This window comes from Burkholderia sp. D-99, assembly GCF_011605345.1.
Classification (GTDB): domain Bacteria; phylum Pseudomonadota; class Gammaproteobacteria; order Burkholderiales; family Burkholderiaceae; genus Burkholderia.
In genome coordinates this window covers 1,355,109-1,371,644 of record NZ_JAAOXM010000001.1, presented here as the reverse complement: position 1 = coordinate 1,371,644, position 16,536 = coordinate 1,355,109, and the positions used below count along the sequence as shown (strand labels likewise).

The window sequence follows — 16,536 nt, the reverse complement described above, 5'->3', positions numbered from 1 at the left end:
GCCAAAAAAAAGCCCGACACGAGGTCGGGCATCCAAATCGGCCGCAACCGCCCGCGAGGCGGCTGCGGCACCTGCAAAAGCAGGGCGCTTACGCTGCGAGCAGCGAGCGCAGCACGAACGGCAGGATACCGCCGTGCTTGTAGTAGTCGACTTCGATCGGCGTATCGATGCGCAGCAGTACCTGCACGCGCTGCGTTTCGCCGTTCTTGCGGTTGATCACGAGCGTGACGTCCTGCTGCGGCTTGAAGTCGTCGCCGAGGCCTTCGATGTCGTACGTCTCGTCGCCGGTGATGCCGAGCGACTGGATGCTGTCCGAGCCCTTGAACTGCAGCGGCAGCACGCCCATGCCGACCAGGTTCGAGCGGTGGATACGCTCGAAGCTGCGTGCGATCACGGCCTTCACGCCGAGCAGCTGCGTGCCCTTCGCGGCCCAGTCGCGCGACGAGCCCGTGCCGTACTCTTCACCCGCGAACACGACGGTCGGCGTATCGGCGCCGACATACTGCATGGCCGCGTCGTAGATCGACTGCTGTTCTCCGCTCGGCTGATGGATCGTCAGGCCGCCTTCGACGCGCGAGCCGTCCGCCTTCGCCGGGATCATCAGGTTCTTGATCCGAACGTTCGCGAACGTGCCGCGCATCATCACGTCGTGGTTGCCGCGGCGCGAGCCGTAGCTGTTGAAGTCGGCCTTCTGCACGCCGTTTTCCTTCAGCCACTTGCCTGCCGGCGAGTCTTCCTTGATCGAGCCTGCCGGGCTGATGTGGTCGGTCGTGACCGAGTCACCGAAGATGCCCAGTGCGCGCGCGCCCTTGACCGTCGGGATCGACGCAGCCGGTTCCATCGAGAAGTCGTTGCCGAAGAACGGCGGCTCGGCGATGTAGGTCGACTTCGGCCAGTCGTAGACCTGGCCCGATTCGCCCTCGATCTTGCTCCAGAGGTCGCCCTTCTTGGTCAGCTTCGAGTAGTTGTCCTCGAACTTCTTCGGATCGAGCGCGAACTTGAGCAGCGCGTGGATTTCATCGCTCGTCGGCCAGATGTCGCCGAGGTAGATGTCGCGGCCGCCCTTGCCCTTGCCGACCGGTTCCGTCATCAGGTCGCGCGTGATGTTGCCGGCGATCGCGTACGCGACGACCAGCGGCGGCGACGCGAGGAAGTTCGCGCGGATGTTCGGGTGGATACGCGCTTCGAAGTTACGGTTGCCCGACAGCACGGCTGCCGCGACGATGTCGTTCTTCGTGATCGCTTCGTTCAGCTCCGGCGTCAGGTCGCCCGCGTTGCCGATACAGGTCGTGCAGCCGTAGGCCGCGACTTCGAAACCGAGCTTCGACAGGTAGGGCAGCAGGCCCGTCTTCGTCAGGTACTCGGTGACGATGCGCGATCCCGGCGCGAGCGAGGTCTTGATCTTCGGATCGACCGTGAGGCCGGCCTCGACCGCCTTCTTCGCGAGCAGGCCGGCGGCCAGCAGCACGCTCGGGTTCGACGTGTTCGTGCACGACGTGATCGCGGCGATCAGCACGTCGCCGTTCTTCACGTCGACGTTGTTGCTCGTCGTGTACTGCGTGTTCAGGTCGTCCGCCTTCTTCGCGAAGCCGTTGTCCGCGACCGGCTTCGAGAACAGGTCGGTGAACGTCGACTTGACGTTGCCGATCTCGATGCGGTCCTGCGGACGCTTCGGGCCGGCCAGCGACGGCGCGACCGTCGCGAGATCCAGCGTCACGACCTTCGTGTAGTCGATGTCGCCGGCCTTCGGGATGCCGAACAGCTTCTGCGCCTTGAAGTAGCTTTCGAACGCGGCGATTTCCGCCTTCGTGCGGCCCGTGCCTTCGAAGTAGTCGATCGTCTTTTCGTCGACCGGGAAGAAGCCCATCGTCGCGCCGTATTCCGGCGCCATGTTGCCGATCGTCGCGCGGTCCGGCAGCGACAGTGACTTCGTGCCTTCGCCAAAGAATTCGACGAACTTGCCGACGACCTTCTCCTTACGCAGCATTTCGGTGATCGTCAGCACCAGGTCGGTGGCCGTCACGCCTTCGCGCAGCTTGCCCTTCAGCTCGACGCCGACGACGTCCGGCGTCAGGAAGTACACCGGCTGGCCGAGCATGCCGGCTTCGGCTTCGATGCCGCCCACGCCCCAGCCGACCACGCCGATGCCGTTGATCATCGTCGTGTGGCTGTCGGTGCCGACGAGGGTATCCGGGTAGTACACGGTGTCGCCGCCGTCCGCCTTCTTGTGGACGCCGCGCGCGAGGTATTCGAGGTTCACCTGGTGGACGATGCCGACGCCCGGGGGCACGACCTTGAACGTGTCGAAGGCCTGCATGCCCCACTTCATGAACTGGTAGCGCTCGTTGTTGCGCTGGAATTCCAGTTTCATGTTCAGGTCGAGCGCGTCCTTCTGGCGGAAGTAGTCGATCTGGACCGAGTGATCGACGACGAGATCGACCGGGACCAGCGGCTCGATCTTCTTCGGGTTCTTGCCCGTGCGCTCCGCGACGCCGCGCATGGCCGCGATGTCGGCGAGCAGCGGCACGCCCGTGAAATCCTGCAGCACGACGCGCGACACCACGAACGGAATTTCGTCGACGCGCTTCGCGGTCGGCTTCCAGTTCGCGAGCTGCTCGATGTGCTCCTCGGTGATTTTCTTGCCGTCGTAGTTGCGCAGCACGGACTCGAGCACGATACGGATCGACACAGGCAGGCGTTCGATCTTCGTCTTCAGTTCCTTGCCGAGCTGCGGCAGCGAGTAGAACTTGCCTTTACCGGAACCGCTGTCGAATTCCTTGAGGGTCTTGTGGAGATTGTGGGCCATGGTGATTTTCCTGGGTTTAAGGCTAGGAAACAAAGAGTCCTGTAGATGACGGCTATATCACATACAGATCGACGTACTCATCGACCGGCATTGCTTCGAGCTTTGCCTGGTCCAGCGACACGTCGAGAATCGCTTGTTGCTGCTTTGCCGGGAAACGGCGGGCAAGGTTGGCCCTGAACTTCTCGACCAGGAGCGGGATGCCTTCGGCGCGCCGCCGCTGATGGCCGAGCGGGTATTCGACCGCCACCTCGGCAAGCTTCGACCCGTCCGTGAACTCGATCGTCAGTGCATTCGCGATCGAGCGCTTGTCCGGGTCGTGGTAATCCTTCGTGAACTGCGGATCCTCGACGCACACGGTTTTCGCGCGCAGCGCGTCGATGCGGGGATCGGCGGCGGCCGAATCTTCGTAGTCGGCCGCGGTCAGCCGGCCGAACAGCAGCGGCACGGCGACCATGTACTGGATGCAGTGGTCGCGGTCGGCCGGATTGGCGAGCGGACCCTGCTTGTCGATGATGCGGATCGCGGCCGCGTGCGTGCGGATCGTGATCCGGCTGATCTCGTCGGTCGTGCGGCCCGCGGCGGCAAGCTGCGCGTGCAGCTGCAGCGCGGCCTCGGCGGCCGTTTGCGCATGGAATTCGGCGGGGAACGCGATCTTGAACAGCACGTTTTCCATCACGTACGTGCCGTACGGGCGCTGGAAGCGAAACGGCTTGCCGTCGAACAGCACGTCGTAGAAGCCCCAGGTCTTTGCGGTGAGCGCCGACGGGTAGCCCATTTCGCCCGTTTTCGCGATCAGCGCGAGGCGCACCGCGCGGGACGTGGCGTCGCCGGCCGCCCATGACTTGCGTGAGCCCGTGTTCGGCGCGTGGCGGTAGGTGCGCAGCGCCTGGCCGTCGACGAACGCGTTGGACACCGCGTTGATCAGCTCGTCGCGCGTGAGCCCGAGCAGGCGGCCGACGACGGCCGTCGACGCGGCCTTCACGAGCAGCACATGGTCGAGCCCGACCGCATTGAACGAATTTTCGAGTGCGAGGCAGCCCTGGATCTCGTGGGCCTGGATCATCGCGACCAGCACGTCGCGCATCGTGAGCGGCTTCCGGCCGGCCGCGACGGCCGTGCGGGAGAGCCAGTCGGCCGTCGCCAGGATGCCGCCGAGATTATCGGACGGATGGCCCCATTCGGCGGCGAGCCAGGTGTCGTTGAAGTCCAGCCAGCGGATCATCGCGCCGATGCCGAACGCGGCCTGGACGGGATCGAGCTGGAAGGACGTGCCGGGCACCTTCGCGCCGTTCGGCACGATCGTGCCGGGCACGACGGGGCCGAGCAGCTTGGTGCAGGCAGGGTAGGACAGCGCCTCGAGTCCGCATCCGAGCGTGTCGATCAGGCAATGACGCGCCGTCTCCAGCGCGAGCGCGCTGTCGATACCGGCATTCAGCACGTAGTCGACGATATCGACGAGTACCGTATCCGGAGCAGGGCGGACGTTGGAGACCGGGGCGGACATCGAGGGGCCGATGGGAACGCGCTTAGTTCGTTGCCGGCTTCAGTTCGTTCGACTGCGTCGGTGCCGGCGTGCCTTGCGTCATTTCCGGCGTCACGCATTCGTCCGCGAGGCGCTCGCCGCCGTTTGCGTCGGAGAACAGCATCGCCTTGGTCGGGATCACGATCAGCTTGAAGCCTGCTGCCGGATCATAGAACGTGTCGGCGCCCGTCGTCGTGGCCTGACGCGGCAGCTTGTAGTTCTTCTTCGCCCAGTGAACCGTGACCACTTGGTCACGCTTCATGTCACCGGCGAGGTCGAACGACAGACCTTCCTTGCAGGACCACTTGACCGCGCCGTCCGGTACCGGATCGACCTTGGCGGCGGCACGTGCCTGTGCCTTCTTGCTGCGCGGGATGATGCGCTTGGCCGGCGCCGGGCGCTTGGCCGTTGCCTTCTTCGCGGTCGTCGTGGTCGTACCCTGGGCAAACGCGCTCGGAGCCGACACCAGCATCGTGGCGGACAAGGCGCCGATGGCGGTAGCGATCAGGAGTTTCTTCATGGAGTCAGAACCTTTCGATAATCAGTTGACAAGGGTCGGCAATCGAAACTGCCGGCCGGTTTGAAACTGCACGCGCCCCGAAAGCGCGCAGCGGCCGCTATTTTCACCTATTTGGCCGCGTACATATCAGGTTTTCGGGCTCCGTTACGTTTTTTGTCGTTTCGCAAACCTCTATCCGGTTCGCGCCCCGTCGAATGCATGAAACTCGTGTATCGGCCGGCGGCGCGCGCTTACGGCGCGCTGCCCCCGGCGGCAGGGCCGAACAGCGGCGCGGCCTCGGCCGGTACGGGCTGGCCGGTGGCCCGCGCGCGGCGCAGCACCGACCAGTAATACCGGTAACTCGCGCGATCGTGCAGCGTATCACCGTGGCGCGTCGGCCCCCAGTCGGCGGCCTGCGCGGCCAGCAGAATCTCGGCGGCCAGCGCGACCTCGTCGGTGCGCGGCGCGAATGCGTCGACGATCGGTCGGATCTGCGCGGGGTGGATACTCCACATCCGCGTGAAGGCGAATTCGTCGCGCGCGCGGCGTGCATCGGCGGCGACGACGCTCATGTCACGCACCTCGGTCGTCACGTTGTGCGACGGTGTCTTGCCGTGCGCGTGGCAGGCCGCGGCGATTTCCAGCTTCGCGCGGCGCACGAGCGGATGCTCGAACTGGCTGGGCGAGCGCATCGCGGCATCGGGAATCGCGCCATGGTGCGCGGAGACGAAATCCATCAGCCCGAAGCTCAGCGTGCCGACCGTCGGCAGCGCGGCGAGGGCGGCCGCCTGCGCGAGCGCGCCGTGCGTCTCGACCAGCACGTCGACCGGGATCGGCTGCGTAATGCCGAGCTCGCGGCGCGTGCCTTCGATGAACGCGGTCATTTCGGCTGCGTCGGCGGCACTCGCGATCTTCGGGAGCGTGATGTAGGCGGGTGCGCGCGACGCACGCAGCACGATGCGCACGTCGTCGCGCCAGTGCGGATGGGAAAAGTCGTGGATGCGGACGCCGACGCGGCCGAAGCGGTTCTCGTCGCTGCCGAGCATCTCGGTGACGAGTGCCGCGTGCGCGGCTTCCTGGCCGACGGCCGCGCCGTCCTCGCAGTCGAACGTGATGTCGAATACGGGACCCAGCTCGGCCTGCAGCGCGAGCGACTTGCGCATCAGCTTTTCGCTGCCCGCGTAGTGATCGCAGCAGGGCAGGATCGCGGGCGGGGACGCCCCGTCGTACAGCACTTGTGCAGGAGTGAGCGCGGCCATCTCGTCTACGTCAGGGAAGCGGGTCAACGTGGAGAAAATCGGATTCGGGCAGGTTCTGGGCTGGTGCGCGGCGGGCGCGGGGCGGCAAAACGTGCGCGGATCGGATCGTTCGGCAGGGCCGGCGGCTGGCGCCGGCCCGGGCCGGAACCGGGTGGCCCGAGGGCCGCCCGGCAAAGGCGCGTGATGCTTAGTTCTTCAGCAGGTGGGCGACGCCATCGCGCTCTTCGAGCAGCTCGGCCAGCGTGCCGTCCATCTTCTCGCGCGAGAACGCGTCGATTTCCAGGCCTTCGATGCGCTTGTACTCGCCGTTTTCGCACACGACCGGCACGCCGTAGATGATGTCTTCGGGGATGCCGTACGAGCCGTCCGACGGGATGCCCATCGTGACCCACTTGCCGTTCGTGCCGAGGACCCAGTCACGCACGTGGTCGATCGCTGCGTTGGCTGCCGACGCTGCCGACGACAGGCCGCGCGCTTCGATGATCGCCGCGCCGCGCTTGCCGACGGTCGGGATGAACGTGTCGCGGTTCCACACGTCGTCGTTGATCAGCTTCAGCAGCGATTCGCCTTCGGCGGTCGCGAAGCGGAAATCCGGGTACATCGTCGGCGAGTGGTTGCCCCACACGGCGAGCTTCTCGATCGACGCGACCGGCTTGCCCGACTTCGCTGCGAGCTGCGACAGCGCGCGGTTGTGGTCGAGGCGCAGCATGGCCGTGAAGTTCTTCTTCGGCAGATCCGGCGCCGACTTCATCGCGATGTATGCGTTCGTGTTCGCCGGGTTGCCGACGACCAGCACCTTCACGTCGCGGCTGGCGACTTCGTTCAGTGCAGCGCCCTGAACCGTGAAGATTTCGGCGTTTGCCGACAGCAGGTCCTTGCGCTCCATGCCCTTCGAGCGCGGACGTGCACCGACCAGCAGCGCGACGTCTGCATCCTTGAATGCAACCTTGGGATCGTCGGTGATCACGACGCCCGCGAGCAGCGGGAACGCGCAATCGTCGAGTTCCATCACGACGCCCTTGACGGCGCCTTGGGCTTGCGGGAGGTCGAGCAGTTGCAGGATGACCGGCTGGTCCTTGCCGAGCAGGTCGCCGTTCGCGATGCGGAACAGCAGGGAGTAAGCGATTTGACCTGCGGCGCCGGTGACGGCAACGCGCTTTGCGGGCTTAGCCATTGAAAATCTCCAGGACGGTTGAAGCGTTGGACGCTAGCGAAAACGCCATTCTATGCGCGTTGTGCGTAACGTTGCATTGAAGCAGGGCGGAGGACTCGCGATGGCAGACGCGGTGAACCTGGAGACGGCCGTGGCACGTAGCCGGGGACGCGCTGTTGCACCCGCGAACCCTTGCTCGACCGGGAGTGTAGGAGCCGTCACGCGCAATGTCAAACGGTATCATATGTCTTATATAAGACAGATGTTTTGCGGAAATTGAGTGGACGAAAAAGTGCGGTTTGTGATGAAATGCGCGCCATGACATCGAACCAGGCGAATACCGCGAATCAGACCGGCGCAGGCGGCCCAGGGCAGCCGGGCGCGGGCGATCCCGCACCGTCGCCTGCGGCGCCGCCGTCGCCGACGTTCAGCCCGTTATACCAGCAGATTAAGTCATTGATCACGCAAAGTCTCGAAACCGGTGAATGGAAGCCGGGCGAGATCATCCCGAGCGAAGTGGAGCTCGCGGCCCGCTACAAGGTCAGCCAGGGCACCGTTCGCAAGGCGATCGACGAGCTGGCCGCCGAAAACCTCGTGGTCCGGCGGCAGGGCAAGGGTACTTTTGTTGCAACGCACAATGAGGACCGCGCACAGTTCCGCTTCCTGCGCCTGCTGGCCGACGACGGTGCCGAACACCCGCACGTAAGCCGCCTGCTCGAATGCCGGCGCCTGCGTGCGCCGGCCGAGATCGCGCGGCAGCTCGACCTGAAGCCGGCCGATCCGGTCGTGCAGGTGCGCCGCCTGCTGGAGTTCGAGAACGAAGTGACGGTGCTCGACGAGATCTGGCTGCCGGGCGCGATGTTCCGCGGGCTCACGTTCGAGCGGCTGAGCGAGTACAAGGGGCCGCTCTACGCAATGTTCGAGACGGAGTTCGGCACACGGATGATCCGCGCGACGGAGAAGATCCGCGCGGTGGCGGCGGAGCCGGCGGTGGCCGACCTGCTGCACGTGCCGGCGGGTTTTCCTTTGCTGTCTGTCGAGCGCGTGTCCTATACATACGGAGACCGGCCGGTGGAAGTGCGTCGCGGCTGGTATGTCACAACCGGGTACTACTATCAGAATGACTTGAGTTGAGTAGCTTCGGCTCAAGCCGAGTGCTTCGCGATTCCCACGCTTGCGAAGCACGTTTCGGGCCGCCTTTGTTCTTGTTCGCGCAACTATCCAGAGCAGACTTTCGCTGCAGCGCGATATAAAAAGGCGCTAAAATCGCGGATTAGTGTGACAACATAGTAGGGGTCTAGCATGACTGACGCAGTAAGAAAGCCGAGGCCGGAATACCGGAACATCGGATTCAGCGATATCACGATGAAATATCGCATGCCGCTGGCAGCGACTTTGTCGATTCTCCATCGAGTCAGCGGCGCGCTGCTGTTCCTGTTCCTGCCGTTCCTGCTGTTCCTCTTCGACCAGAGCCTCACGTCAGAGCTCAGCTTCGAAGTCTTCAAGGCTTTCCTCTCCAACATCATCGTCAAGCTGATCGTCCTCGCACTGTCGTGGGCCTTCTTCCACCATTTCTGCGCCGGCATTCGCCACCTGCTGATGGACGTCAACCACGACGCCGTCACGAAGGAAGGCGGCAAGCGGACGGCAGTCGTCGCGTTTGTCGTCTCGATCGCCCTGACGATCGCCATGGCACTCAAACTGTTCGGAGCATTCTAAGAAAATGGCAGCCAATAACCGAATCGGCTCGAAGCGCCTCGTCGTCGGCGCACACTACGGCCTGCGCGACTGGCTTGCGCAGCGCATCACCGCCACGATCATGGCAGTCTACACGGTCATTCTGCTCGTCCTGTTCTTCGGCGCGCACGATTTCTCGTACGAAGGCTGGGCATCGATCTTCGCCGCGCAATGGATGAAGCTCGCGACCTTCGTGATGCTGCTTTCCCTCTTCTACCACGCATGGGTCGGCGTGCGCGACATCTGGATGGACTACGTGAAGCCCGTCGGTGTGCGCCTGCTGCTGCAATCGCTGACCATCGTCTGGCTGCTCGCATGTGCGGGCTACGCCGCGCAGATTCTCTGGAGAGTGTAAAGAATGGCTGCAATCAAATCTAACCTCCCGCGCCGCAAGTTCGACGTGGTGATCGTCGGCGCGGGCGGCTCCGGCTTGCGCGCAGCGCTGCAACTGTCGCGCGCGGGCCTGTCGGTCGGCGTGCTGTCGAAGGTGTTCCCGACGCGTTCGCACACGGTGGCCGCGCAGGGCGGTATCGGTGCATCGCTCGGCAACATGAGCGAAGACAACTGGCACTTCCACTTCTACGACACGATCAAGGGTTCCGACTGGCTCGGCGACCAGGACGCGATCGAATTCATGTGCCGTGAAGCGCCGAACGTCGTGTACGAACTCGAGCACTTCGGCATGCCGTTCGACCGCAACGCGGACGGCACGATCTACCAGCGCCCGTTCGGCGGCCACACCGCGAACTACGGCGAGAAGCCGGTCCAGCGCGCATGCGCGGCCGCCGACCGTACCGGTCACGCGCTGCTGCACACGCTGTACCAGCAGAACGTCGAAGCGAAGACGCAGTTCTTCGTCGAATGGATGGCGCTCGACCTGATCCGCGACGCGGAAGGCGACGTGCTCGGCGTGACGGCCCTCGAGATGGAGACGGGTGACGTCTACATCATGGAAGGCAAGACGACGCTGTTCGCGACGGGCGGCGCAGGCCGGATCTTCGCGGCATCGACCAACGCGTTCATCAACACCGGCGACGGCCTCGGCATGGCTGCGCGTTCGGGCATCGCGCTGCAGGACATGGAGTTCTGGCAGTTCCACCCGACCGGCGTGGCCGGCGCGGGCGTGCTGATCACCGAAGGCGTGCGCGGCGAAGGCGGTATCCTGCGCAACGCGAACGGCGAGCGCTTCATGGAGCGCTATGCACCGACGCTGAAGGATCTGGCGCCGCGTGACTTCGTGTCGCGTTCGATGGACCAGGAAATCAAGGAAGGCCGTGGCGTGGGTCCGAACAAGGATCACGTGCTGCTCGACCTGTCGCACATCGGCGCCGAGACGATCATGAAGCGTCTGCCGTCGATCCGCGAAATCGCGCTGAAGTTCGCGAACGTCGACGCGATCAAGGAACCGATCCCGGTCGTCCCGACGATCCACTACCAGATGGGCGGCATCCCGACCAACATCCACGGTCAGGTCGTCGGCACGTCGCGCGATCACAAGGAGCCGGTCAACGGTTTCTACGCAGTGGGCGAATGCTCGTGCGTGTCCGTGCACGGCGCGAACCGCCTCGGCACGAACTCGCTGCTGGACCTCGTGGTGTTCGGCCGTGCGGCCGGCAACCACATCGTCGAGCACGTGAAGAACCAGAAGGAACACAAGCCGTTGCCGGCCGATGCAGGCGAATTCTCGCTGGCACGCCTGGCGAAGCTCGACAAGTCGACCTCGGGTGAATACACGCAGGACATCGCGAACGACATCCGCTCGACGATGCAGAAGCACGCAGGCGTGTTCCGCACGTCCGAACTGCTGAAGGAAGGCGTCGACCAGATGGCCGGCCTGGCGGCACGCGTGGAAAACATCCACCTGAAGGACAAGTCGAAGGTGTTCAACACCGCGCGCGTCGAAGCGCTCGAGCTGGAGAACCTGATCGAAGTCGCTCGCGCCACGATGGTGTCGGCGGAAGCGCGCAAGGAAAGCCGTGGCGCGCACGCACACAGCGACTACGAACACCGCGACGACGAGAACTGGCTGCGCCACACGCTGTGGTACAGCGAAGGCGATCGCCTCGACTACAAGCCGGTTCAAATGAAGCCGCTGACGGTCGAATCCGTGCCGCCGAAGCCGCGCACGTTCTAAGCCGAGTCAAAGGAATCCGAAATGGCAAAACGCATTTTTGAAGTCTACCGCTACGATCCGGACAAGGACGCAGCGCCGCGCATGCAGACGTACGAGCTCGAGATCCAGCATGAGCGCATGCTGCTCGACGCACTGGTGAAGCTGAAGGCACTGGACGAGACGCTGTCGTTCCGCCGTTCGTGCCGTGAAGGCGTGTGCGGTTCGGACGCGATGAACATCAACGGCAAGAACGGTCTCGCATGCCTGACGAACCTGAACGACCTGCCGCAGAAGATCGTGCTGCGTCCGCTGCCGGGCCTGCCCGTCGTGCGCGACCTGATCGTCGACATGACGCACTTCTTCAACCAGTACCACTCGATCAAGCCGTACCTGATCAACGACGCGCCGCCGCCGGAGAAGGAACGTCTCCAGTCGCCGGAAGAGCGCGACGAGCTCGACGGCGTGTACGAGTGCATTCTGTGCGCGAGCTGCTCGACGTCGTGCCCGAGCTTCTGGTGGAACCCGGACAAGTTCGTCGGCCCGGCCGGCCTGCTGCAGGCTTACCGCTTCATCGCGGACAGCCGCGACACGGCCACCGGCGAGCGCCTCGACAACCTGGAAGACCCGTACCGTCTGTTCCGTTGCCACACGATCATGAACTGCGTCGACGTTTGCCCGAAGGGCCTGAACCCGACGAAGGCGATCGGCAAGATCAAGGAACTGATGGTTCGCCGCGCGGTTTAAGGCCGGGTGCAATGAGCGACGATTCGCATCAATCCGACCCGCACCGTCGCGCACGCCTTCGCTGGCGCGCGCGGCGGGGTCTGCTGGAAAACGACATCATCTTCGAGCGTTTCTTCAGCAGATACGAGCATGACCTCACCGATGCAGACGTAGGCGCGTTGTCGCGCCTGCTCGATCTGAGCGACAACGACCTGATGGACTTGCTCCTCGCGCGCAAGGAACCAGAAGGCGACCTAGACAGCCCGGATATTCACCGGCTGTTGGAGATGCTGCGCAACGTGTAACGCCAATGTGTAACGCGTTGTGCCCGTTATCGAATCCCGTTTCTTTATTTCGATTGAGGATGTGCCATGACTCCGTCTGATGTTAAAGCCACGCTATCGTTCAGCGACAACTCGCCGAGCGTCGAACTGCCGATTTACAAGGGCACGATGGGCCCGGACGTAATCGACATCCGCAAGCTGTACGGCCAGACCGGCAAGTTCACGTACGACCCGGGCTTCATGTCGACGGCAGCTTGTAATTCGGCGATCACGTACATCGACGGCGACAAGGGCGAGCTGCTGTACCGCGGCTACCCGATCGACAACCTCGCGCAAAACGCCGACTTCCTCGAAAGCTGCTACCTGCTGCTGAAGGGTGAACTGCCGAACGCAGCGCAGAAGAAGGAATTCGTCGACACCGTCACGAAGCACACGATGGTGCACGAGCAGATGCACTTCTTCTTCCGTGGCTTCCGCCGCGACGCGCACCCGATGGCGATCCTGGTCGCCGCAGTCGGCGCGCTGTCGGCGTTCTACCACGACTCGCTCGACATCAACGATCCGCGTCACCGTGATGTGTCGGCGATCCGCATGATCGCGAAGCTGCCGACGCTCGTCGCGATGGCCTACAAGTACAGCATCGGCCAGCCGTTCGTGTATCCGAAGAACTCGCTGTCGTACAGCGCGAACTTCATGCACATGATGTTCTCGAACCCGTGCGAAGAGTACAAGGTCAACGACGTGCTCGTCCGCGCGCTCGACCGTATCCTGATCCTGCACGCCGACCACGAGCAGAACGCATCGACCTCGACCGTCCGCCTGGCCGGCTCGTCGGGCGCGAACCCGTTCGCATGTATCGCCGCTGGTATCGCGTGTCTGTGGGGCCCGGCGCACGGTGGTGCGAACGAAGCCGCGCTGAACATGCTCGAGCAGATCGGTTCGCCGGACAACATCCCCGAATTCATCAAGCAGGTGAAGGACAAGAATTCGGGCGTGAAGCTGATGGGCTTCGGTCACCGCGTGTACAAGAACTACGACCCGCGTGCGAAGCTGATGCGCGAAACGTGCTACGAAGTGCTGAACGAACTGGGCCTGCACGACGACCCGCTGTTCAAGCTCGCGATGCAGCTCGAGAAGATCGCGCTGGAAGACGAATACTTCGTGTCGCGCAAGCTGTACCCGAACGTCGACTTCTACTCGGGCATCGTCCAGCGCGCGCTGGGCATCCCGACGTCGATGTTCACGTGTATCTTCGCGATGGCACGTACGGTCGGCTGGATCGCACAGTGGAACGAAATGATCGGCGATCCGGAGCAGAAGATCGGCCGTCCGCGTCAGCTGTTCATCGGCGATACGCCGCGCGAAGCGAAGCCGCTCAACGCACGTTAAGTCGTGTGCGGCGCGAACGGCCGGCAGGCCGCTCGCGTCGGGCAAAACGCAACGCCACGACACCCCGACGGGTCATCCCGTCGGGGTGTTTTCATTTGCGCGCCGGATCGGCGCGGTGCTCCAGCGACGGCGGACGGGTGTCGAGTGCGGGCGCGTCATCGTCGGGCGCGTGGCCGTGCCGCAGAAAGAACTGCCGGTATGCGCTGGGCGTCATCCCGCGCGCGGCGAGGAACTGGCGGTTGAAGTTCGCGGTATTTGGAATGCCGCAACGCGCGGCCACCGTTGCGATCGGCCAGTCGGTGCCGACGAGATGACGGCACGCGTGCGCGAGCCGCAGCCGCTGCACGTAGCGCCCGACGCTTTCGCCGAGATGCCGGACGAACAGGCGCTGCAAGGTGCGTTCGGACATATGTGCAGCAGCGGCGAGCGCGTCGATGCGCAGCGGTTCGTGGAAGTGCCGGTCGATCGCGTCGAGCACGCGGTCGAGACGCTCGGCTTCGGGGGCGGCCGTGTCGGCGTGCGGAGTCGTGCCTTCGGCCCGGTCGTACGCGTGCGCGGTGGCGAGCGGTTCGCCGCCGGCTTCCGCGAGATCGGCGAGCGTGTCGAGCGCGGCCGCGAGCCGGGTGCGCGGCGACGGATCGAGCAACTGCGGCAGCCGTGCGCGCATCGCGCGGGCCGCGTCCGTGTCGAAGCTCAGGCCCGGTGCGGCACGCCGCAGCAGCGAGCGCAGCGGCGCGTATTCGGGGCAACAGTCGGCCAGCCGCCGCACCCAGTCGCCGTCAAACCAGATGACGACCGCGACTTCGGGCGCATCGCGATCGATGCGTGCGTTCGACGACCAGGTATGCGGCAGGTTGGGCGGCACGAGCACGAGGTCGTCGTCCGCGTAGCGCGAGACGTGATCGCCGATGAAGCGCTGACCGCGGCTGTTGAGCGTCAGCGTCAGCTCGTACTCGGGATGGCGATGCCATTCGAACGGGATGCGCGCGAGCTGGCGGTGATAGACGCGGATCGAACAGCCGGGGGCGAAGGTTACGTGCTCGTACTGCGGTTTCATCGAGGCCTCCGGGCGAGGGCGGGCATCGCATCGTGGCATGATCGTGAGCGATCGTCACGACGGAGCAATGCCATGTTTTCACATGTTTGCGTGGGTGTGACCGACAGCGCGCGCGCCTACGATTTCTACGCGCCGCTGTTCGCGGAACTCGGGCTGCGCCTGAAATTCCGCGAGCCGGACGGCTGGTCGGGCTGGATGCCGGCCGACGCCGAGCGGCCGCTGTTCTTCTTCGGCCAGCCGCTCGACGGCCGCGCGCCCGAACCGGGCAATGGCCACACGATCGCGTTCGTCGCGCCAACGCGCGCGCACGTCGATCGCTGCCACGCGCTCGCGCTGCGCCACGGCGGCACCTGCGAAGGGCAGCCGGGCCTGCGGCCGGACTATCACCGCGACTACTACGGCGCCTATTTTCGCGATCCGGATGGCAACAAGCTGTGCGTGGTCTGCCATCGTCCCGAGTGATCCACGGTTGTCATGATTGTATCGATAGTTGGCTGGATAGTAGTGATCGAGGCTGCGCACCGGCCGTACGCTGACAGCACATCACGACACCAGCCAGCGAGGAGACCACGATGCAACTGACGATTGACGACCTGCCTGCCGCGATTCGCGACGCGAAAAGGGCGCTGCGCGCCGAACTGCCCGGTTACGCGGCCACGTTCCGCGAGCTGGAGGGCGACATCGCGCGGCAGGTCGACGCGATCCGCCGCGCGCATGCGCATGGCCATGACGTGATTCCGGTGGTTCCGTTTGCGGACATCGCAGGCGGGACCGTCGATCCGCGCGTGGTTGCAGCGATCCGCACGCGTGGCGCGGTCGTGATCCGTGGCGTATTCGATGCGCAGCAGGCGCGCGACTGGAACGACGAGATCGGCGCCTACCTCGACGCGAACCGCTTCGCCGAGCGGCTCGATGCGCGCGCCGAGGATCGCTATTTCGGCAACCTGGCGTCGGGCAAGCCGCAGATCTACGGCGTCTATTGGTCGAAGCCGCAGGTGGCTGCGCGCCAGTCGCCGGCACTGACCCGGGCGCGCGTGTTCCTGAACCGCCTGTGGCGGCACGCGGACGGCGGGCGTACGCACTTCGAACCCGATCAGGTGCCGGCCTATGCAGACCGGATTCGTCGCCGGCCGCCCGGTTCGACGTCGCTCGGGCTGTCGCCGCACGTCGACGGCGGCTCCGTCGAGCGCTGGCTCGGCGCGAACTTCCGCCAGGTCTACCGTCACGTGCTGGCCGGCCGCTGGCGCGATTACGACCCGTTCGATGCGGCGTTCCGTCCGGACGTCGAGGAGATCCCGTCGCCGGCCGTGTGCTCGATGTTCCGCACGTTCCAGGGCTGGACCGCACTCACGCCGCAGGGGCCCGGTGACGGCACGCTGCAGTTGATCCCGGTCGCGAACGCGATGGCCTATGTCGTGCTGCGCGCGCTGCAGGACGATGTCGCCGACGACGACCTGTGCGGCGCGCGTCCGGGCCGCGCGCTGTCGATCCGGCCCGAATGGCACGCACTGTTGCTCGACGCGCTGGTGCCGATCCCGCACATGGAGCCGGGCGACGCGGTGTTCTGGCACGGCGACGTCGTGCACGCGGTCGAGGATGCCCACCGCGGCAGCGGCGACAGCAACGTGATGTACATCGCGGCCGCGCCCGGTTGCGCGAAGAACGACGCGTACCTGCGGCGCCAGCGGGCTGCGTTCCTGCGCGGCGAGAGTCCGCCCGATTTTCCGGCCGATCATTTCGAGGTCGAATTCGACGGGCGCGGCGGGGAGGGCGATCTGACGGCGCTGGGCCGCGCGCAGATGGGGTTCGGGCCCGGCGCGTAACGTCCGAGCTGCGTGAGCAGACGGCCGTTCGCAACGCGGCGAACGGCCGTCTGCCGATTCCGCTGCGTGCCACGCGCAATTCGACGCAATCGGCTGTCGGCGGAGCCGAAATCGACACGAATTGCGCAATTTGGCTTCCGATAATGGTCCGGACACAACGCCGCTGGCCCT

Annotated in this window: 15 protein-coding genes; 9 read left to right on the top strand and 6 right to left on the bottom strand. The window is 64.9% G+C overall.

Annotated features, from left to right (window positions below; all coding sequences use genetic code 11):
• Positions 1–88: 88 nt before the first annotated feature.
• The 5 genes from acnA to HAV18_RS05965 all read right to left on the bottom strand — a co-directional run bounded on the left by acnA (position 89) and on the right by HAV18_RS05965 (position 7,260).
• A complete protein-coding gene (acnA, locus tag HAV18_RS05985; RefSeq protein ID WP_166953720.1) occupies positions 89–2,806 on the bottom strand; it encodes an aconitate hydratase AcnA in 2,718 nt (905 codons plus the stop codon).
• Positions 2,807–2,858: 52 nt separating this feature from the next.
• Complete coding sequence (locus HAV18_RS05980) at positions 2,859–4,310, bottom strand: bifunctional 2-methylcitrate dehydratase/aconitate hydratase (protein ID WP_166953717.1); 1,452 nt, start codon at positions 4,308–4,310, stop codon at positions 2,859–2,861.
• Positions 4,311–4,332: 22 nt separating this feature from the next.
• Positions 4,333–4,848, bottom strand: a complete 516-nt coding sequence (locus HAV18_RS05975; RefSeq protein WP_011355750.1) for a hypothetical protein — start codon at positions 4,846–4,848, stop codon at positions 4,333–4,335.
• A gap of 230 nt (positions 4,849–5,078) precedes the next feature.
• Complete coding sequence (locus HAV18_RS05970) at positions 5,079–6,086, bottom strand: CoA ester lyase (protein WP_166954161.1); 1,008 nt, start codon at positions 6,084–6,086, stop codon at positions 5,079–5,081.
• A gap of 187 nt (positions 6,087–6,273) precedes the next feature.
• Complete coding sequence (locus HAV18_RS05965) at positions 6,274–7,260, bottom strand: malate dehydrogenase (RefSeq protein WP_059237257.1); 987 nt, start codon at positions 7,258–7,260, stop codon at positions 6,274–6,276.
• Between the two features lie 288 nt (positions 7,261–7,548).
• Between HAV18_RS05965 and HAV18_RS05960 the strand changes: the two genes are divergently transcribed.
• The 7 genes from HAV18_RS05960 (at position 7,549) to gltA (ending at position 13,485) form a co-directional block, all read left to right on the top strand.
• The gene (locus tag HAV18_RS05960) at positions 7,549–8,373 is read left to right on the top strand and encodes a GntR family transcriptional regulator (RefSeq protein ID WP_166954159.1); all 825 of its coding nucleotides are present in this window, start codon (positions 7,549–7,551) and stop codon (positions 8,371–8,373) included.
• A gap of 168 nt (positions 8,374–8,541) precedes the next feature.
• Positions 8,542–8,958: a succinate dehydrogenase, cytochrome b556 subunit gene (sdhC, locus tag HAV18_RS05955; RefSeq protein ID WP_166953715.1), complete on the top strand. Its 417-nt coding sequence runs from the start codon at positions 8,542–8,544 to the stop codon at positions 8,956–8,958.
• A 4-nt stretch (positions 8,959–8,962) separates the two neighbouring features.
• Positions 8,963–9,331: a succinate dehydrogenase, hydrophobic membrane anchor protein gene (gene sdhD, locus HAV18_RS05950; RefSeq protein WP_011355745.1), complete on the top strand. Its 369-nt coding sequence runs from the start codon at positions 8,963–8,965 to the stop codon at positions 9,329–9,331.
• A 3-nt stretch (positions 9,332–9,334) separates the two neighbouring features.
• The gene (gene sdhA, locus HAV18_RS05945; protein WP_166953712.1) at positions 9,335–11,110 is read left to right on the top strand and encodes a succinate dehydrogenase flavoprotein subunit; all 1,776 of its coding nucleotides are present in this window, start codon (positions 9,335–9,337) and stop codon (positions 11,108–11,110) included.
• A 21-nt stretch (positions 11,111–11,131) separates the two neighbouring features.
• A complete protein-coding gene (locus HAV18_RS05940; RefSeq protein ID WP_006479352.1) occupies positions 11,132–11,833 on the top strand; it encodes a succinate dehydrogenase iron-sulfur subunit in 702 nt (233 codons plus the stop codon).
• 11 nt (positions 11,834–11,844) lie between these two features.
• Positions 11,845–12,117, top strand: a complete 273-nt coding sequence (locus HAV18_RS05935) for a succinate dehydrogenase assembly factor 2 (RefSeq protein ID WP_011355742.1) — start codon at positions 11,845–11,847, stop codon at positions 12,115–12,117.
• 66 nt (positions 12,118–12,183) lie between these two features.
• A complete protein-coding gene (gltA, locus tag HAV18_RS05930) occupies positions 12,184–13,485 on the top strand; it encodes a citrate synthase (protein WP_069251133.1) in 1,302 nt (433 codons plus the stop codon).
• A 91-nt stretch (positions 13,486–13,576) separates the two neighbouring features.
• Here the strand turns inward: gltA and HAV18_RS05925 are convergent, their stop codons facing one another.
• The gene (locus HAV18_RS05925; protein ID WP_166953710.1) at positions 13,577–14,542 is read right to left on the bottom strand and encodes an AraC family transcriptional regulator; all 966 of its coding nucleotides are present in this window, start codon (positions 14,540–14,542) and stop codon (positions 13,577–13,579) included.
• A 72-nt stretch (positions 14,543–14,614) separates the two neighbouring features.
• Here HAV18_RS05925 and HAV18_RS05920 point away from each other — a divergent pair, with 72 nt between their 5' ends.
• The gene (locus HAV18_RS05920) at positions 14,615–15,004 is read left to right on the top strand and encodes a VOC family protein (RefSeq protein ID WP_166953708.1); all 390 of its coding nucleotides are present in this window, start codon (positions 14,615–14,617) and stop codon (positions 15,002–15,004) included.
• Positions 15,005–15,114: 110 nt separating this feature from the next.
• A complete protein-coding gene (locus HAV18_RS05915) occupies positions 15,115–16,365 on the top strand; it encodes a DUF1479 domain-containing protein (protein WP_166953705.1) in 1,251 nt (416 codons plus the stop codon).
• Positions 16,366–16,536 lie beyond the last annotated feature (171 nt).

Coding starts and splice junctions, on each gene's coding strand:
- acnA (WP_166953720.1), bottom strand. CDS start 2,806: ATGGCCCACAATCTCCACAAGACCCTCAAGGAATTCGACAGCGGTTCC.
- HAV18_RS05980 (WP_166953717.1), bottom strand. CDS start 4,310: ATGTCCGCCCCGGTCTCCAACGTCCGCCCTGCTCCGGATACGGTACTC.
- HAV18_RS05975 (WP_011355750.1), bottom strand. CDS start 4,848: ATGAAGAAACTCCTGATCGCTACCGCCATCGGCGCCTTGTCCGCCACG.
- HAV18_RS05970 (WP_166954161.1), bottom strand. CDS start 6,086: ATGGCCGCGCTCACTCCTGCACAAGTGCTGTACGACGGGGCGTCCCCG.
- HAV18_RS05965 (WP_059237257.1), bottom strand. CDS start 7,260: ATGGCTAAGCCCGCAAAGCGCGTTGCCGTCACCGGCGCCGCAGGTCAA.
- HAV18_RS05960 (WP_166954159.1), top strand. CDS start 7,549: ATGCGCGCCATGACATCGAACCAGGCGAATACCGCGAATCAGACCGGC.
- sdhC (WP_166953715.1), top strand. CDS start 8,542: ATGACTGACGCAGTAAGAAAGCCGAGGCCGGAATACCGGAACATCGGA.
- sdhD (WP_011355745.1), top strand. CDS start 8,963: ATGGCAGCCAATAACCGAATCGGCTCGAAGCGCCTCGTCGTCGGCGCA.
- sdhA (WP_166953712.1), top strand. CDS start 9,335: ATGGCTGCAATCAAATCTAACCTCCCGCGCCGCAAGTTCGACGTGGTG.
- HAV18_RS05940 (WP_006479352.1), top strand. CDS start 11,132: ATGGCAAAACGCATTTTTGAAGTCTACCGCTACGATCCGGACAAGGAC.
- HAV18_RS05935 (WP_011355742.1), top strand. CDS start 11,845: ATGAGCGACGATTCGCATCAATCCGACCCGCACCGTCGCGCACGCCTT.
- gltA (WP_069251133.1), top strand. CDS start 12,184: ATGACTCCGTCTGATGTTAAAGCCACGCTATCGTTCAGCGACAACTCG.
- HAV18_RS05925 (WP_166953710.1), bottom strand. CDS start 14,542: ATGAAACCGCAGTACGAGCACGTAACCTTCGCCCCCGGCTGTTCGATC.
- HAV18_RS05920 (WP_166953708.1), top strand. CDS start 14,615: ATGTTTTCACATGTTTGCGTGGGTGTGACCGACAGCGCGCGCGCCTAC.
- HAV18_RS05915 (WP_166953705.1), top strand. CDS start 15,115: ATGCAACTGACGATTGACGACCTGCCTGCCGCGATTCGCGACGCGAAA.